Below are 15828 nucleotides of genomic sequence, written 5' to 3'. Positions count from 1 at the left end.
CATTCCCTTGATAATTTTGGACTTGGGGAACGGAACATGCCTCGTCGCGTGAAGCTCTTGTGTCTGGCGTTGGCGCTGGTTCTGCCCGGCGGGCCCTTGCTCGCGTCCGACAGCTCTGCCCTCTACGGCGCGACGACGGTGACCAGCGGCACCGGCGAGAAGAACAGGGCACGCGCCCTGGCGCTTTGCCTGGTCGATGTGCTTGTCAAAGTATCGGGTGATCCGACCCTTGCCGACGATCCCCGCATCGCGGAGATGGCCGGCAAGGCGACCACGCTTGTGGCCGCCTACGACTACCGCGACCTCCTCAACGACCGGCCGCCGAACCATGAGCAAGGCACCTATGATCGCCCGCAATATCTCACGGCGAAATTCGAGCCCGCCGCGATCGACGCAGCATTGGCAGCGCTCGGTCGGAAACCCTGGCTCTCGCGGCCGCGCGTGGCTGCCTTCATCTCCGTGGAGACGATGAAGGGGGAGACCTTCGCCCTCGATGGGGAAGGCAAGGGCATGGAGGCGGATATGCGCGGCTCCGTGATGGCCGCTGCCGACCGCACCGGCATTCCCCTGGTCCTGCCGGTCGAGATGGACTTCGCCGGGGTTCCGCAAAACGGCGTCGCGTTGAAGGAGGCTGCGACGGCGAATGGCGGCGATGTCGGCCTGAGCGGAACGATGATCTGGCGCGCGGAAGCTCTCGGCTGGATCGCGGACTGGACCCTCGTCTCCTCCGGCAAGGAGTATCGCTGGCAGGAGAAGGGCGTCGGTTTCGACGATGCCTTCCGCAACGCCATGCGCGCGACCGCGCGAATCCTTTCGAACCACGGCCAGCCGGAGTGACAGGGCTTCAACGCCGCTCCAACGTCCTGCCGCGCTCGAAGAAATCCTTCCAGGGATCGGCTGCTTTCAGCCGAGCTGACGTTTCTACGCCATCGATCGTAAAGGCGGCCGGGCCGACCCCATCGGCGACCATCTTCCATGTGATTGGCAGGGATACCGTGGCGCCCTTCTTCGCCCGTGACGAGTAGGGCGCGACGGTCGTCGAGCCGCGGCCGTTGCGCAGATAGTCGATGAAGATGCGGCCCTTGCGGGCCTTCTTCGAAAGCGTTGCCGTGTATCTGTCGGGCGCCGCTTCAGCCATCGCACGGGCGAAATCATGGGCGAAACCTTTCACCGCCGCCCAATCGGCCTTGGGTTTCAGAGGCACCATGGCATGGAAGCCTTTGCCGCCCGATGTCTTGACGAAATTCGGCAGGCCGAGGTCGTCCAGCTTCTCCTTGACTTCGAGGGCGGCGCGACGGACGTCATCGACATCCAGCCCCTCGTCGGGATCGAGATCGAAAACGATCTGGTCCGGGTGCTCGATCTTGTCGATGGTTGCGCCCCAGATATGGATCTCGACCACCCCGAGCTGGACGAGGCCCGCCAATCCGTCGAAGTCCCGGATGAACAGCAGCTCTTCTCCATCTTCCGGGTCCTTCATCGTGCCGATGGCATCGTGCATGCCGGCCGAGGCATGCTTCTGGAAGAAGCGTTGCTTTCCTACGCCGTCCGGCGCACGCACCAACGCAAGCGGACGGTTGACGACATACCTCTCCATGCGGGGCCAGACCATGGTGTAGTAGGCAAGCAGGTCTTGCTTGCTCACCCCTTCCTCCGGCCAGAGCTTCTTGTCGGGATTGGAGAGCGCCACCTTGGTTACGGCGCGGGCTCGCCGGCCGCCCGTCTTGCCGCGCGACGGCGGGCTGTCTTCGCCGGCCTTGGTCTCGCTGTCGGGCCTCTCCATCACCACCTCCGACGCGGGCTTGTCTTCCCTTAGCCCCTGGAACGAGGCGTGCCGGATATTACCGCCGCGCGTCCACGAACGGAACTCGATTTCGGCGACGAGCTCCGGCTTCACCCAGACCACCCGGCGCTCACGTCCGGCGGCTCCTTCATAGGCCGACTTGTCAGTGCGCAAGGTGTCGAGTTTCTTCTTGAGCCCCTTGGCGTTGCGTTGGGAAAAACCCGTTCCGACGTGGCCGGCAGGCTTCAAGCGGTCGTTCTCGCGATAGCCGACGACGAGCGAGCGCAGATCGCGGCCCGATTTGTCGGAAGGCACGTAGCCCGTGACGATGAATTCCTGCCTGAGGGTACATTTCGACTTGATCCAGTCGAAGCCGCGGCCGCTGCGGTAGCGGGCATCCGCGCGTTTTGACACGACGCCTTCCAGGCCCATGCGGCAGGCGTGCTCGAGCACGACCTTTCCCGGCTCGTCGAAATGCTCGCTGTAGCGCACCGGACCGAGTTCCTCGCCGGACAGGAGGTCGCGCAGCTTCTCCTTGCGATGAAGCAGGGGCTCCCCGGTCATATCCTCTCCATCGAGATGGAGCAGGTCGAATACGTAATAGATCATCCGGCTGGTGCGCCGTTCGGACAGATCAAGTTGTAGCGCCGAGAAGGACGAGCCGCCCTTCTCGTCGGGAACCACGATCTCGCCGTCGATAAGCGCCGTTTCACAGTCGAGCTCGGCGAGAGCCTTCGAAATGTCCGGGCCGAAGCGGTCCGTCCAGTCGAGACCGGTGCGGGTCTTGAGCGTGACCTTGCCGTCCTCGATCCTCGCCTGCATGCGGTAGCCGTCGAACTTCACCTCGTGTAGCCAATGGTCTCCGACCGGCGGCGCGCTTTCCAGACGGGCGAGGCAGGGTGAAACGAAATCCGGCAAGCCTTCCCCGCGGGATTTCGTCTTGGCGGCCGTCTGTCGCGTCGCGGTCTTAGCCTTCGCCTTGCCATTTCCCTTTTTGCCCTTGGCGACGTCCTCGATCGTCAATCCCGATTTCACCGAGCGGGGTTCGTCTTCGAGGATATCCCCCTTGGTCGTGGCGAACTCGTCCTTGGACTTGATCAGCAGCCAGTTGTCGCGTTTTTCCCCTCCACGAGGGCGCAGGCGCACGAGATGCCAGGCCCCGTGCAGCTTTTCGCCCCGAAGCTCGAAGCGCAGATGCCCTTTCTTAAGGTCGGCGGCCGGGTCGCCTTCGGGCTCCCATGTGCCCCTGTCCCAGACGATCACCGGGCCGGCGCCATATTGCTTCGCGGGAATGACGCCCTCGAATGAGGCGTAGTCGAGCGGATGGTCCTCGACATGGACGGCCAGGCGCTTTTCGGACGGGTCGAGGCTCGGCCCGCGCGTGACGGCCCAGCTCCAAAGCACGCCGCCATGTTCAAGCCGAAGGTCGTAATGCAGCCGTGTCGCGTCGTGCTTGTGGATGACGAAGGCAAGGTCCGGCGTCGTGTCTTTGCGGCGCCGTTTTCCAGCCGGCTCGCTGGTGATTCTGAAGTTCCGCTTTGCCCTGTATTGTTCGAGATTGGCCATGTGGTTCCCACGCAGATGGTTGCATCGGCGCCAGGCGCCGGCTTGTCGCGGGCCAACGTGCCCATGCGGCGAAAGTTCCTTGCCGGGCAGGGTCGCGTCGGGTTGACGGGTTAAAGCCTGATCCATAGTTTAGAATCATTCTAAATTATGGTGCTCCTCAATGCTTTCTCGTGTCTTCGGCTTTGGCCGCCGCTCCTTCGAGTCCTTGTCCGAGCAGGAGATTCTCGCGCTGGCTATCTCCTCCGAGGAGGATGATGGCCGCATCTATCGGGCCTATGCCGACGGGCTCAGAGACGAGTTTCCGCAATCGGCCAAGGTGTTCGACGAGATGGCGGACGAGGAGGAGTCGCACCGAGCCGCGCTGATCGAGCTCCACCGTACGCGCTTCGGCGAGCGCATTCCCCTGATCCGCCGCGAGCATGTGCGCGGCTACTACGACCGCAAGCCGGACTGGCTCGTGCGCCCGCTCGGCATCGAACGGGTGCGGTCACAGGCGGAAGAAATGGAGAGGCAGGCGGAACGGTTCTATGTGGAGGCGGCGAAGAGGGCTGGGGACGCTGCGACACGAAAACTGCTCGGCGATCTCGCCGCGGCCGAACGCAGCCATGAATCTCTGGCGCGCCGGCTCGGCGAGAAGCTGGTCCCCGAGGATGTGCGGGCTGAGGAGGCGACCACCGAAAGGCGCCAGTTCATTCTGACCTATGTCCAGCCGGGCCTTGCCGGCTTGATGGACGGATCGGTCTCGACGCTGGCCCCGATCTTCGCGGCCGCTTTCGCGACCCAGGATACGTGGCAGACCTTCCTCGTCGGCCTCTCCGCCTCGGTCGGCGCCGGCATCTCGATGGGCTTCACCGAAGCGGCACATGACGACGGCAAGCTTTCCGGCCGCGGCTCGCCGCTGAAGCGCGGCCTGTCCTCCGGCATCATGACAGCCATCGGCGGGCTCGGCCATGCTCTACCCTATCTCATCCCGCATTTCTGGACCGCGACGACGGTGGCGGCCGCGGTCGTCTTCGTGGAACTTTGGGCGATCGCCTTCATCCAGAACCGCTACATGGAAACCCCTTTCCTGCGCGCGGCCTTCCAGGTGGTTCTCGGCGGCGCCCTCGTCTTCGGGGCGGGCGTCCTGATCGGCAACGCGTGATGTGGCTTGCTGCAGCGGAATTCGTGCGGAAAGAAGCCGAGCCCTTGCGATGCCGGGTCCGTCGCGGCGGCATGACCGCGCGGAGCTGCTTTCTTGGTCCCGCTGTCCACAGTCGATCGAACGGTTGGTCGGCAGCGCGAACGAGCGCTCGGGAAGGCTGTTCCATAGCTTGCCTGCCTAAGGATTTCCTCATACTGTTCCGGCGTTCTCAGGGCGGGGTGGAAGTCCCCACCGGCGGTATGCGACGTTAGTTGCGAGCCCGCGAGCGCCTTCCTACGGAAGGGTCAAGCAGATCAGGTGAGATGCCTGGGCCGACGGTTATAGTCCGGATGAAAGAGAACGGGTGATTTCTGCTGTCCTTCGGACAACCAGAAACGCGCGTGATCGCCTTGGGTGACGTGTCGCTACAGAGGAGATCACCATGACACCCACCCGCTATGCCTTCGTCAAAGCTAACTGGCACGCTGAAATCGTAGACCGGGCGCTCGAAGGTTTTTGTGAGCTTATCCCTTCCGAACATGTCGATGTGTTTGACGTTCCAGGCGCTTTCGAACTGCCCTTGCTCGCCCGAGATCTTGCCGCAACGGGGCGGTATGCCGCTGTCATCGCCGCTGCGTTCGTCGTCGATGGAGGGATCTACCGTCACGAGTTTGTCGCTCAAGCCGTAGTGGACGGGCTGATGCGCGCCGGACTGGACACGGGCGTCCCTGTCCTGTCCGTGTCGTTGACGCCTCATCAGTATCAGGAGACCGAACACCACCTGCAGATTTATCGCACTCACTTCGTGCAAAAGGGACGTGAAGCTGCACGAGCGGCAATCATGGTTGGAAAAGCCCGCAAGTTGGCTGCAGCGTAAATATCGCCGGAGGATGGTGCTCCTACACCATCCTCCGGTTCCACTGACTTATGCGACGATCAAAGTCGCATAGGGAGGCGTTGACAGCGCCACGGTCTAAGCATGTCGCCCAAAAGCGTGCAGCGGTTTTGCTCAAATGACATGCTTTAATCGTGCACGGCCCTGCTGTCTGCAGGTGCTTCGCGACGATCCGTGAGCCCGTAGTCGCGCACCACCCGGGCGATGCGGAGCCGATACCCGGCAAAGATGCCGCCGCGACCGGCCTGCTGCGCCCGTCGGTGCTGTTCTGTGTTGCGCCAGGCCTCGACCGCCTCGTCGTCACGCCAGAACGACAGCGACAGCACCCGGTCAGGATCAGTGAGGCTCTGGAACCGCTCGACGGAAATGAAGCCATCGATACCCTCGAGCAGGGGGCGCAGGTCGGCGGCGATGCCGAGATATGCGTCGCGTCGGCCCGGCGCCGGCTGGACTTCGAAGATAACGGCGATCATGGGATGATCCTTTGCGCGTGAGGCTCGGAGGCCAGTTTCAGGAAGATGCGGTCCTCACGGCGGATGAACTGTTCGCGCCGCGCGAATTCGTAATTCTCTCTGCCCAGCGGGTCCGCGGCAAGACGCGCGCGATAGGCTTCGTAGGCACCAAGGCTTTCGATGTTGTAGACGCCATAGGCCGTGGTCGACGACCCCTCATGCGGCGCGAAATAGCCGATCAGGTCGGCGCCGCAGCGCGGGATCGCCTGGCCCCAGTTGCGGGCATAATCGATGAAGGCGTCCTTTCGGAACGGATCGATCTCGTAACGGATGAAGCAGGTGATGGTCATTGGGGTCTTCCTTTTGGGGGATCAATCATCATTAGACCGGCGCCGAAGCTTCAGGTCCGAAACCGTGTTAGCTTCGGCCGCCAAAAGGGTTGCGCGCGTTCGCGACGGGCTTCCTCGGGTGAGACGCCGATATCGGCGAGCAGTCGCTCGTCGAGTTCCGCCAGCGCCAGGCGCTGGAGATATAGATCATGCCAGCGGACGAGCAGCGAAGCGGCGTTGATCGGCAAGCGCCGCATCCATGCGCGGTGGGGTTGGACGAAACGTGGATTTGACTGATCGATGAGCGTCATGGCCGGCTCCTTTCACGCTCCCAGGATACGCCTTGCCGAGCAGCGATGCTTCGATTACAGTCGAACTATGCGTGAAGGTCCCGACATTGCCCGTATTGCCAGCCTGGTGGGAGATCCCGCCCGCGCCAACATGCTGAGCGCGCTGATGGATGGCGGCGCGCTCACCGCTTCCGAACTGGCCGTCGAGGCCGGAGTGAGCTTGCCGACGGCGAGTTCGCATCTCTCCAAGTTGATGGAAGGCGGCCTGCTGAGGCTGACAGCCCAAGGCCGTCATCGCTATTACGGCCTGGCCGGCCGTGAGGTAGCCGCGATGCTGGAAGCGATCATGGGCGTCGCCGCGTCGGTCGGCCCGAAGCGGGCCCGCCCTGGCCCCCGCGACGTGACGATGCGGGAAGCGCGCGTCTGCTACGACCATCTGGCCGGCGAACACGCCGTCGCCATGCTCGACAGTTTCCTGGAGCGCGGCATCATTGTCCGCGAGGGAGACAGGCTCGGTCTCGCGGAAGCCGGCGCTGGCTTCTTCGAAGCGGTCGGTATCGACAGGGATTCCCTGGTCAAGCCGCGTCGGGCGGTCTGCAGGGCTTGCCTCGATTGGAGCGTGAGGCGCTCGCATCTCGCCGGCACTTTGGGCGCGGCGATCTTCGACAAGATCCTTTCGGAAAAATGGGCGCGCCGGGAAAAGGAAGGTCGCGCCGTGATCTTTTCTCCGACGGGCAAACGTGCCTTCGAGGCAGCCTTCTTGAGATAATACCCGGTGCGGGGAGGGGCGTGGGAAGCGATCGAGAGGATTGCACGGCCGCCGCCGCGCGGGCTCGCGTCCGAGGGAGACGAAGCGGCTCGTTCGCCGCTTCGTCTCCTATCGTCAGCTACTCGGCCGCCTGGAGGTTGACCTTGCTTTCGGCAAGTTCTGTCAGCTTCTTGTCGGTAGCCTTTTCCTCGTCGAGATTCTGCTTGAGCACCTCGGCGCAGTCGTCGCGTCCAAGCTGCTTGGCCCACTCGATCAGCGTGCCGTAGCGCGTGATTTCATAGTGCTCGACTGCCTGCGCGGCGGCGATCAGCGCGGCATCGAGCACCTGCTTGTCGTCGACTTCGCCAGCCACCTCGTTCGCTTCGGCGAGGATGCCGTCGATCGCCGGGCAGTTCACGGTCTTCGCCGTTTCGCCGTGCATCTCAAAAACCTGCTCGACCCTTGCGACGTGCCCCTTGCTTTCCTCGAGATGCTTCTGGAAACCTTCCCGGAGCATCGGGTTCGTCGCCTTTTCGACCATGTCGGGAAGTGATTTCACGATCTGCTTCTCAGCATAATAGATATCGCGCAGCGTGTGCACGAAGAGGTCATCGAGCGATTTGATGTCCTTCGAGAAGAAGCCCATGGCGTGTTCCTTTCCTCTTGCATTGGCGCCCCTTGCGAGCGCTTCTGCGACCCAACATCTGAGGGGTGGAACGGTTCCCGGATCTTGATCGGCGAATTCCTCTTCCGACGGGGGTATTCCCGTGCGCACCGGCTTCGCATGTGGCGAAAATACCACGCAGCGAAACTACAATAGTCCCGGCGCAACAATGCCCCGAAACATCCCCGTTTCAGCCATGATTCGTGGGCTTTTTCCGCAAAGATTAACGTTGCGTTCACCGACTATTCACGGCTGCCCGCTACGATCCATCCAAATTCGGACAGACATCCGAAGGGACAGGGACAAAGGCAATGGCAATCTGGAACCACCTCGCATATTACGCGTCCGCATTCCGCGAATTCATCGCGCCGACCTATCGGCCCGAGCGCCACTATATGCGCGGCCCCGGCCCTGCCTGCGCACGCCGCCGCAACGGCGCGCTCGGGCAGCGCGTGACCTTTCAGTGATCCGCCGGGCAGGCCCGTAGCGTAACGGGTTCGCCCGACCGCGCGCCGAGGTCGAGACAGGTCTCCCCGGCGCAGAGTTTCCACCCACCGCCAGTCGCTCCGGACGACGCCAGCAGCACCGACGGCTGCGTCGGCAGCTTCGGCGCATAAGCCCACCAGCCATCGCGCAGCACGGATCCTTCGGGCGGCTCCATGCCGGCACCGGACCCCTTGACGCGCGCCTCCACGATATTCAGCCCCGCCGGCATGACGCGCCAGTCTTCCTCCCATCGCGTCTTCTCGATCGAATGGGTCCAGGAGAGCGTGAAGAACGTGGCGGCAAGGACCGTGGTTTTGCCGCCTGCAAGGATGCAGAGGCCGAGAGTCATTAGGAAAAAGAATCCCGCCGAGGCGCTCCACGTTGCCCCCCTCTGTCCTGCCGGACATCTCCCCCACAAGGGGGGAGATTGGCTGTCAGCAGCGATGGCGCTCGTCCTGTTATGCCGGCGATTGGCAAAATCAGAAATGAAGGCGAATCTCCCCCCTTGTGGGGGAGATGTCCGGCAGGACAGAGGGGGGCAACGTGGAGCGCCATCGCTAGGCCGATAGCGCGGCGGCCGTCCGTGATCGCCACCAGTGCCAGCCGATCCAGATTGCGGCCAGGGCGAAGCCGGCTTCGTCGGTGAGAGGCAGGGCAAGCACGAGAAGCAGGCCGGTGGCCAGCGCCAGGATCCTTTCCCAGAGCGCCATGCGGGCGAACAGGAAGCCGGTCACTGCGGCTCCCCACAGTACGATGCCGAGACATGCCTTGAACACGACATAGGCGACCTCGACGGGGTAGCCGAAGCTGGCCGCCATGGGGCCGGCATCCTGCAACATGAGCGCCGGCGTATAGACCGCCATGAACGGTACCACGTAACCGGCGATCGCGAGCTTCGTCGCCTGGATGCCGATCTTCAAGCCGGACTCCTTGGCCATGGGCGCCGCGGCAAATGCGGCTAATGCAACCGGCGGCGTCAGGTCGGCCATGATGCCGAAGTAGAAGACGAACATGTGGCTGACGATGAGCGGCACGCCGAGTTCGAGAAGGGCCGGCCCGGCGAGCGACGAGGTGATGATGTAGTTCGGGATCGTCGGGATGCCCATGCCGAGCACAAGGCAGGTGAGCATCGTCAGCACCAGCGACAGGAACAGGTTGTTCTCGCCGATGGAAATGATGAAGCCGATGAAGGTCGAGGCGATGCCGGTGAGGGTGAGTGTGCCGATGACGATGCCGACGATGGCGCAGGCAATGCCGACCGGGAGCGCGTTCTTGGCGCCCTCCGCCAGCGAATCCCGGCAAATGATGAGCGTGTCGCGCCCGCCCTTGAAGGTCAGGCACGCAACGACGAGGGCGCCGATAACGAGCGCCAGGATGTTGACGCCAAAACGCATGAAGGCCGCCGCCGCGAGGCCGAGTGCGATCCAGAACACCACGCGGAAGGCGAAGGGGCCGATAAGTGCGGCGAGCGGCGTGCCGAGGATGAGCACGACGGTCAGCGCCAGCCCCATCGTGCCGGCGAAGATCGGCGTGTAGCCGGCAAACAGCAGATAGACGAGGGCGGCGAGCGGCAGAACCAAAGGCCAGTGCTGGCGCACGGCGGCCCAGGGATTTGGCAGGCTGGCCTTGTCCATGCCTGCCAAACCGGCTTTCCCCGCCTCGAGATGGACCTGCCAGAAGCAGGCGCCGAAATAGAGCAGTGCCGGAATGATTGCCGCCGTCACGACTTCGGCATAAGGCACGTTCAGCGTCTCGGCCATGATGAAGGCGACGGCACCCATGACGGGCGGCATGATCTGGCCGCCCATGGAGGATGTCGCCTCGACGCCGCCGGCAAAGGCGGAGCGAAAGCCGAAACGTTTCATGAGCGGGATGGTGAATTGGCCGCTTGCCACGACATTGGCGACCCCCGAGCCGGAGATCGTGCCCATCAGCGCCGAGGAGAGTACGCAGACCTGCGCCGGCCCGCCGCGCCAGGATCCCACGAACCCCAACGCGAAATCGTTGAACAGCGCGATCATGCCGGCCTTTTCCAGGAAGGCGGCGAAGACGACGAAGATGAAGATATAGGCCGCCGAGACATAGATCGGCGTGCCGTAGATGCCTTCCGTGCCGTAGGCGAAGTTCTCGATGATCTGGTCGAATCCGTATCCGCGATGGATGAAGGGGGGCGGCAGGTATTGGCCGAAGAAGCAATAGGCCAGAAAGATACCGGAGATGATCGCGAGCGCCGGACCCATCAAGCGTCGCGCCGCTTCGAAGACCAGGGCGATGAGCACCACGCCCACGACCAGATCGGCGGTAGTGAGGAAGCCTGTCCGGCGCAGCAGCGCTTCGTAGAACACCCAGTGGTAGATGCCGGTCAGGAAGCCGAGGACGCCGAAGCTCCAGAGCATGACCCTCGCCGCCCGGGAGCTCGTCTTCAGATTGGCGATGAGCGCGAAGCCGAGCAGCAGGAGGAAGCCGACATGCATGGCCCTCACGACCTGGCTGGGAAGCGTGCCATAGGCGGCCGTGTAAAGCTGGAAGGCCGAGAACAGCACCGCGATCGCGAAGGCGGCGCGCCCGGCAAAGCCGCGTCCCCAGCCTTCGGGCAGTCCTTCGGTGGGGATTTCCGACGGCTGGTCGCTCGGGAAGGCGTTTGTCGTCATAAGCCGGGCTTTTCCTGACAGGCTGGTATCTTGGTGCAGAAGAAACGACGGTCTATCCGTCGAGCTCGCGAACCCCTCATCCGACCTCGCGGAGCCCGAGGACAGGCTTCGCGAGGTCGGATGAGGGGTCCGGCAAGCGCCGCGCTGCGCCCTATTTCAGTACGCCAACTTCCCGGTAGTATCGCTCGGCACCCGGATGCAGCGGAACAGGCATGCCTTCCATCGCATTCTCGACCTTGATCGCCTTGGCAGCGGCATGGGCGGCGGCGAGCTTGTCCAGGTTCTCGAACAGCGCCTTCGTCATCTTGTAGGCCGTTTCTTCCGAAACGCCCTCATGCGAGACCAGGAAGTTGCCGACCGCGGCGGTCGCGACATCTGCGCTCTGGCCTTCATAGGTGCCGGCCGGGATGGTGACCGATATGTAGGGCGCCCCGATCTTGGCGACGATTTCTTCGGGTACGGCCACCACATTGATCGGAACCGAGGTGGCGAGGTCACGAATGGAGGCGACGCCCAGGCCCGCCGATTGCAGGGTGGCGTCGAGCTGACGATTTTTGATGAGCTCGACGGATTCGGCAAAGGGCAGATACTCGACCTTGCCGAGATCCTCGTATTTCATGCCGGCGGCCTCGAAGATCGCACGGGCGTTGAGCTCGGTGCCCGATGCGGGAGCGCCCACTGAAAGGCTCTTGCCCTTGAGGTCGGCCAGCGACTTCACGCCGGAATCCTGGGACGCGACGATCTGGATGTAGTTCGGATAGATGGCCGCGATGCCGCGCAGCTTGTCGAGCTTGCCGGGGAAGCCTGCCTCCGTGTCGCCTTCCCAGCCGAGCTTCAGGGAATCGCCGAGCGTGAAGCCGATTTCGCCCTTGCCCTGCTGCAAGAGATTGAGGTTTTCGACCGAAGCCTTGGTGGCCTGCACTTGCGTGCGGGCGCCCTCGATGCTCTGACCATAGATTTCCGAAAGAGCGACGCCGAGCGGGTAATAGACGCCGGACGTGCCGCCGGTCAGAACGTTGATGAATTCCTGAGCCTTGGCCGTTACGGTGCTAAGCCCGATTGTGAGTGCGACCGCGCCGGCGGCGACAAGCTTCGTCCCGAGTCTGAGCATACATTTCCTCCCTGAATCAGACAGAACCGCGCTGTCCTCTGCAGCGCGGTTTAGGGCATTGTCAGATATCAATGGGCGAATGCCAACCTCAAATTTCGGCGGCAGAGGAAAGGCTGACGGGCTTGCCAGCTTGCGCCAAGGCTCGCGGTCCCAGCCCATGACTTAGACGCTGAAAATGCTCGGCATTCCGGGCGACGCGGCCGACCAAGGTTTTGTTGCAGTGCAACAGGTTGACGTTCCCGATGCGGTTGGGCAAATTGCTGCCTAGCTGCGGCCAGAATTGACAAGTTGTATGCAAGCTGGTGCGGCTCGCTTCGAGAATTAGCGCCGAGAACTGGACGCTGGAATCTTAAGGTGCAAAATATTCGAGGCCAAATCCTCCGCGGCAGTGTGTGGATCAGCGGGGCCAGGATTGTAGCAAATGCTCTGAGCGCGCTAAGCACCATTGTTCTGGCGCGCCTGCTGCTGCCGTCAGATTTCGGGCTCGTGGCACTTGCAACCTCAATGCTGGCGGTACTCCAGGCGTCCACGGAGCTGTCACTGTCGCAGGCCCTGATCCATATCAAGGATCCCTCTCGCGACCACTACAACACGGCGTGGACCCTGAATCTGGGCCGGGGCTTGCTGATCGGGACCGGCTTCGCTGCAGCGGCGCCCATCTTGGCGGAACTGTATTCAGAGCCGCGGCTGGGGGCCGTCATAGTGGCACTCGGGGTGAGCGCGGCACTTGGGGGCATTCAAAACCCCAAGCTGATCATGTTTCAGAAGAAGCTCAAATTTCATCAGGACGCGATTCTTGGGGTCGTCGCCGCTTTGGTCAATGTGTGCGTCTCGATCGGCTCGGCCCTGGTTCTGCGGAGCTACTGGGCCCTTATCGCCGGCCTTCTCGCAGGGCAGGCCGTCTCCATCGTCCTCTCCTACATCATGTTTCCTTTCCGCCCTGCGCTGCGGGTGAAGCACTTCAGGGAGCTTTGGCATTTCTCCGCCTGGGTCTCGGTCAGCCAGATCGTCAATACGCTGAACTACCGCTTCGACTACCTTCTCGTAGGCACTTTTCTGGGCCGGAACGACCTCGGCCTCTATACCGTTGGCGGTCGCCTTGCAGTCGTGCCGGGGCAGGAACTCGTGCGGCCGCTGACATCCACTCTTTTTCCTGCCTTCAGCCTCGCCGGTTCCGACACGGAACGGCTCAGGCGCGCCTATCGACGGGTGCAACGCGTCGTGACGGCGGTGGCCCTGCCGACGAGCGTCGGATTCGGCCTGGTCGCAGAGCCCTTCGTGCGGCTCGCGCTCGGTCCCTCATGGCTTGGGGCCATCCCGATCATTCAACTCTTGGCGTTCACCTTTGCTTTGGACACGCTCGGCAGTCTCGTCTTCCCGCTTGCCATGGCGAAGGGCGAAACGAGAAGTTTATTCCTGCGGAATTCTCTGAAGCTGGCTATCCGGATGCCGTTGATCCTAATTGGGATGGCGGCCGGCGGCTTGGCCGGCCTGCTGGCCGGTCGCGCGATTGCCGGCTTCATCGGAGTGGCCATCGACATGTCGATGGTGGCTCGGCTCGTCGGCATAAGTGTCATGGCACAATTGCGCGCCAATATTCGATGCTTCCTGGCAACCGCCGTGATGATCGTCGCTTGCGTGAGTGTCCATCAGCCTGCGGCAGGCGATACAGTCGGCCTCGCGTTGCAACTCGCCGCCACGATTACGGTGGGCCTCGTCAGTTATATTTCGGCGACCTTGGCCTGCTGGCAGATCGCGGGACGGCCGGAGGGTCCGGAGAGCGAAGCCATCGATATCGGACGCAACCTAGTGAGACTTCTCGCGGGCCGCTGGAAGCGGCTGCGCGAGCGACAGGGAACCTGAGAAGGACCAACCTCATGGCCATGCGCCGCAACATCGATCTTGCAAGACAGCTCAGTCGGGCCGGGCGGCGGTATGACGGCATGCGCTGGCTTGCACTCACATCGCTTGGCCAGGAGTTGCGCATCCGCGTGAAGCCGGGACGGCGTGATCTGCTTATCCGCACGGCCTCTCCTGATATTCGCGTCGCGCTGAGCTGCTTGGGCGGGGAGTTCGATGAGCTGTTCGCGGCCATACCGACGATCAAGAACCCCTTCATCATCGATGCGGGCGGATATATCGGCACTGCGGCCATTGTTCTCGCGGAGGCCTATCCTGAGGCCACGGTGGTGACGCTCGAGCCAAGCAAGGCGAATTTTGCCCTGCTGAAGCAGAATGTGTCCAACTACAAGAACATCGTTCCGATGAACAAGGCTCTGGCGCCCGAACCTGGCGTGACAACGCTAAACAACCGCGGAACGGGCCAATGGGGCTTCACGATCGTGTCTCGTCCAGAGGACAACCCGGCGAGCGAGGCGATGGAGCAAGTCGAGTGCGTCACGATTGGGATGCTGATGGCGCAGTTCGGGGCGAGCGGAATTGGCGTCCTGAAGCTTGACATAGAAGGCGGCGAGCGCGCGCTCTTCAGTACCGATACCGGCTGGATTGCAAAAACAGAGGCGATCTGCATCGAGCTGCATGACCGCATCGTGCATGGCTGTTCGGATAAGTTCGTGGAGGTGACGCAGGGGCGGCGCAACGTCAAGATGCTGGGGGAGAAATATCTTTCATTGGCTTGAGGGGCCGGGATCGATGAGTATACCGGGTACGTCGAGGGTTTCTTCCGGCAGCCGGCAGCCGGTCATCATGCGCGCCTTTTGCAAGGTCCGCTACCATGCCCAGAATCTGCGCCACCGGATACGAGCCAGGACCTTTCCCTTCACTCTTGATTGGGTCAGTGGCCGGCGCACCATTGCGGCCTCGCGTGAGGATCTCGTGGTGGTGTGCCTGGTCCGCAACGGCGCCCCGTACCTGACCGAATTCCTACGGCACTACCGCGAACTCGGGGCCAAGCACATAGCCTTCCTGGATAATGGCTCGACCGACGGAACCGGGGATCTGGCGAGGGTTCACGACGACGTTACGGTAATCCGGACGGCCGCGCCGTACAAAATCTACAAAGACATCATGAAGCGTTGGCTCGTGGAGACGTTCGGCCGGAGCAACTGGGTTCTGTGCGTCGACATCGACGAGCTTTTCGACTACCCTTTCCGCGAGAATGTCAATCTCCGAGCCTTTCTGCGCTATCTGAACGGTGAAGGCTTCACCGCCGTTGTCGCGCAATTGCTCGATCTGTTTCCACAGGGCGTTATCGCTGAGTCGTCGGTTGAAGGATGGCGGCAAGAGCATCGCTTCTACAGCCTTCACCATCTCGAACGTGAGCCATATTCCTCCTTTTACGGAAACAGCAACGTCGCGCCGGCAGTCGCGATCGACGTGATGTATGGCGGGATTCGGGGCTCGGCTTTCGACGCGAGGGTCCTCCTGACGAAGCACCCCCTCCTGCTTCCGTCCGCGGGTGTCTCCTACCTTCACGCGCACCATGTCAGCGGCGCCCGCGTTGCAGATGTGTCGGCCGTTCTACTACATTATAAATATGTTGGAGACTTTTTGAGTTTGGTGAAAAATGTGGTGAAAGAGGAAAGTTACTCAGCAAATTCGCGAGAGTATAAAAAGTATTTAAAAGTATTGGAAATCCAGCCTGATCTGAAGTTGTACTCGGAAGAGGCTGCGGAATTTAGTTCAATCGAGAATCTTCTGGAGGAGAATTTTATTGTTGCCTCAAATAACTACAAATTTGTTGCGACTGAGCGGGCATCCGGAGCGTGAC

General features: G+C 62.3%; 16 protein-coding genes and 1 riboswitch. Of the genes, 8 read left to right on the top strand and 8 right to left on the bottom strand.

Features of this window, described 5'->3' with window-relative positions:
- Window positions 1-36: 36 nt before the first annotated feature.
- Window positions 37-837 (top strand): DUF2066 domain-containing protein, encoded by an 801-nt coding sequence (locus ACCO56_RS17665; protein WP_433642112.1) that lies wholly within the window; start codon window positions 37-39, stop codon window positions 835-837.
- A 7-nt stretch (window positions 838-844) separates the two neighbouring features.
- Here the strand turns inward: ACCO56_RS17665 and ligD are convergent, their stop codons facing one another.
- Complete coding sequence (ligD, locus tag ACCO56_RS17660) at window positions 845-3349, bottom strand: DNA ligase D (protein ID WP_433642111.1); 2505 nt, start codon at window positions 3347-3349, stop codon at window positions 845-847.
- A gap of 160 nt (window positions 3350-3509) precedes the next feature.
- Between ligD and mbfA the strand changes: the two genes are divergently transcribed.
- Entirely contained in the window at window positions 3510-4493 is a 984-nt protein-coding gene (gene mbfA, locus ACCO56_RS17655; protein WP_433642110.1) for an iron exporter MbfA, read from the top strand.
- 200 nt (window positions 4494-4693) lie between these two features.
- Window positions 4694-4838: riboswitch (FMN riboswitch) on the top strand.
- Window positions 4839-4914: 76 nt separating this feature from the next.
- Window positions 4915-5349, top strand: a complete 435-nt coding sequence (locus ACCO56_RS17650; RefSeq protein WP_433642109.1) for a 6,7-dimethyl-8-ribityllumazine synthase — start codon at window positions 4915-4917, stop codon at window positions 5347-5349.
- 146 nt (window positions 5350-5495) lie between these two features.
- Here ACCO56_RS17650 and ACCO56_RS17645 read toward each other — a convergent pair whose 3' ends face one another.
- Genes ACCO56_RS17645 through ACCO56_RS17635 form a run of 3 tightly spaced genes read right to left on the bottom strand, consistent with a single transcriptional unit; the run spans window position 5496 to window position 6459 of the window.
- The gene (locus tag ACCO56_RS17645) at window positions 5496-5840 is read right to left on the bottom strand and encodes an antibiotic biosynthesis monooxygenase family protein (RefSeq protein WP_433642108.1); all 345 of its coding nucleotides are present in this window, start codon (window positions 5838-5840) and stop codon (window positions 5496-5498) included.
- The gene (locus ACCO56_RS17640; RefSeq protein ID WP_433642107.1) at window positions 5837-6169 is read right to left on the bottom strand and encodes an NIPSNAP family protein; all 333 of its coding nucleotides are present in this window, start codon (window positions 6167-6169) and stop codon (window positions 5837-5839) included. Before ACCO56_RS17640 ends, ACCO56_RS17645 begins: the two co-directional genes overlap by 4 nt.
- A gap of 50 nt (window positions 6170-6219) precedes the next feature.
- Entirely contained in the window at window positions 6220-6459 is a 240-nt protein-coding gene (locus tag ACCO56_RS17635; protein ID WP_433642106.1) for a DUF1127 domain-containing protein, read from the bottom strand.
- Window positions 6460-6526: 67 nt separating this feature from the next.
- Here ACCO56_RS17635 and ACCO56_RS17630 point away from each other — a divergent pair, with 67 nt between their 5' ends.
- Window positions 6527-7207 (top strand): ArsR/SmtB family transcription factor, encoded by a 681-nt coding sequence (locus ACCO56_RS17630; RefSeq protein WP_433642390.1) that lies wholly within the window; start codon window positions 6527-6529, stop codon window positions 7205-7207.
- Between the two features lie 118 nt (window positions 7208-7325).
- On the opposite strand, the gene ACCO56_RS17625 is transcribed toward ACCO56_RS17630, so the two are convergent.
- Window positions 7326-7832 carry a ferritin-like domain-containing protein gene (locus ACCO56_RS17625; protein ID WP_433642105.1) on the bottom strand — a complete coding sequence of 169 codons (507 nt, stop codon included), beginning with the start codon at window positions 7830-7832 and terminating at the stop codon, window positions 7326-7328.
- Between the two features lie 329 nt (window positions 7833-8161).
- Here ACCO56_RS17625 and ACCO56_RS17620 point away from each other — a divergent pair, with 329 nt between their 5' ends.
- Window positions 8162-8317, top strand: a complete 156-nt coding sequence (locus tag ACCO56_RS17620) for a hypothetical protein (protein WP_433642104.1) — start codon at window positions 8162-8164, stop codon at window positions 8315-8317.
- On the opposite strand, the gene ACCO56_RS17615 is transcribed toward ACCO56_RS17620, so the two are convergent.
- The 3 genes from ACCO56_RS17615 to ACCO56_RS17605 all read right to left on the bottom strand — a co-directional run bounded on the left by ACCO56_RS17615 (window position 8311) and on the right by ACCO56_RS17605 (window position 12098).
- A complete protein-coding gene (locus ACCO56_RS17615) occupies window positions 8311-8685 on the bottom strand; it encodes a DUF1850 domain-containing protein (RefSeq protein WP_433642103.1) in 375 nt (124 codons plus the stop codon). The genes ACCO56_RS17620 and ACCO56_RS17615 overlap by 7 nt on opposite strands.
- Window positions 8686-8893: 208 nt before the next feature.
- A complete protein-coding gene (locus ACCO56_RS17610; protein WP_433642102.1) occupies window positions 8894-10987 on the bottom strand; it encodes a TRAP transporter permease in 2094 nt (697 codons plus the stop codon).
- A gap of 151 nt (window positions 10988-11138) precedes the next feature.
- Window positions 11139-12098, bottom strand: a complete 960-nt coding sequence (locus ACCO56_RS17605) for a TAXI family TRAP transporter solute-binding subunit (RefSeq protein ID WP_433642101.1) — start codon at window positions 12096-12098, stop codon at window positions 11139-11141.
- Window positions 12099-12452: 354 nt separating this feature from the next.
- Between ACCO56_RS17605 and ACCO56_RS17600 the strand changes: the two genes are divergently transcribed.
- The 3 genes from ACCO56_RS17600 to ACCO56_RS17590 are packed head-to-tail and all read left to right on the top strand — an operon-like array spanning window position 12453 to window position 15827.
- Complete coding sequence (locus ACCO56_RS17600; protein WP_433642100.1) at window positions 12453-13961, top strand: lipopolysaccharide biosynthesis protein; 1509 nt, start codon at window positions 12453-12455, stop codon at window positions 13959-13961.
- A gap of 14 nt (window positions 13962-13975) precedes the next feature.
- Window positions 13976-14737: an FkbM family methyltransferase gene (locus ACCO56_RS17595; protein WP_433642099.1), complete on the top strand. Its 762-nt coding sequence runs from the start codon at window positions 13976-13978 to the stop codon at window positions 14735-14737.
- Window positions 14738-14750: 13 nt separating this feature from the next.
- Entirely contained in the window at window positions 14751-15827 is a 1077-nt protein-coding gene (locus tag ACCO56_RS17590) for a glycosyltransferase family 2 protein (protein ID WP_433642098.1), read from the top strand.
- The last annotated feature ends 1 nt before the right edge of the window (window position 15828 follow it).

Origin of the sequence: Mesorhizobium sp. 1B3 (assembly GCF_050958605.1) — a bacterium.
GTDB lineage: Bacteria > Pseudomonadota > Alphaproteobacteria > Rhizobiales > Rhizobiaceae.
This window is presented reverse-complemented; position numbering and strand designations above follow the sequence as displayed.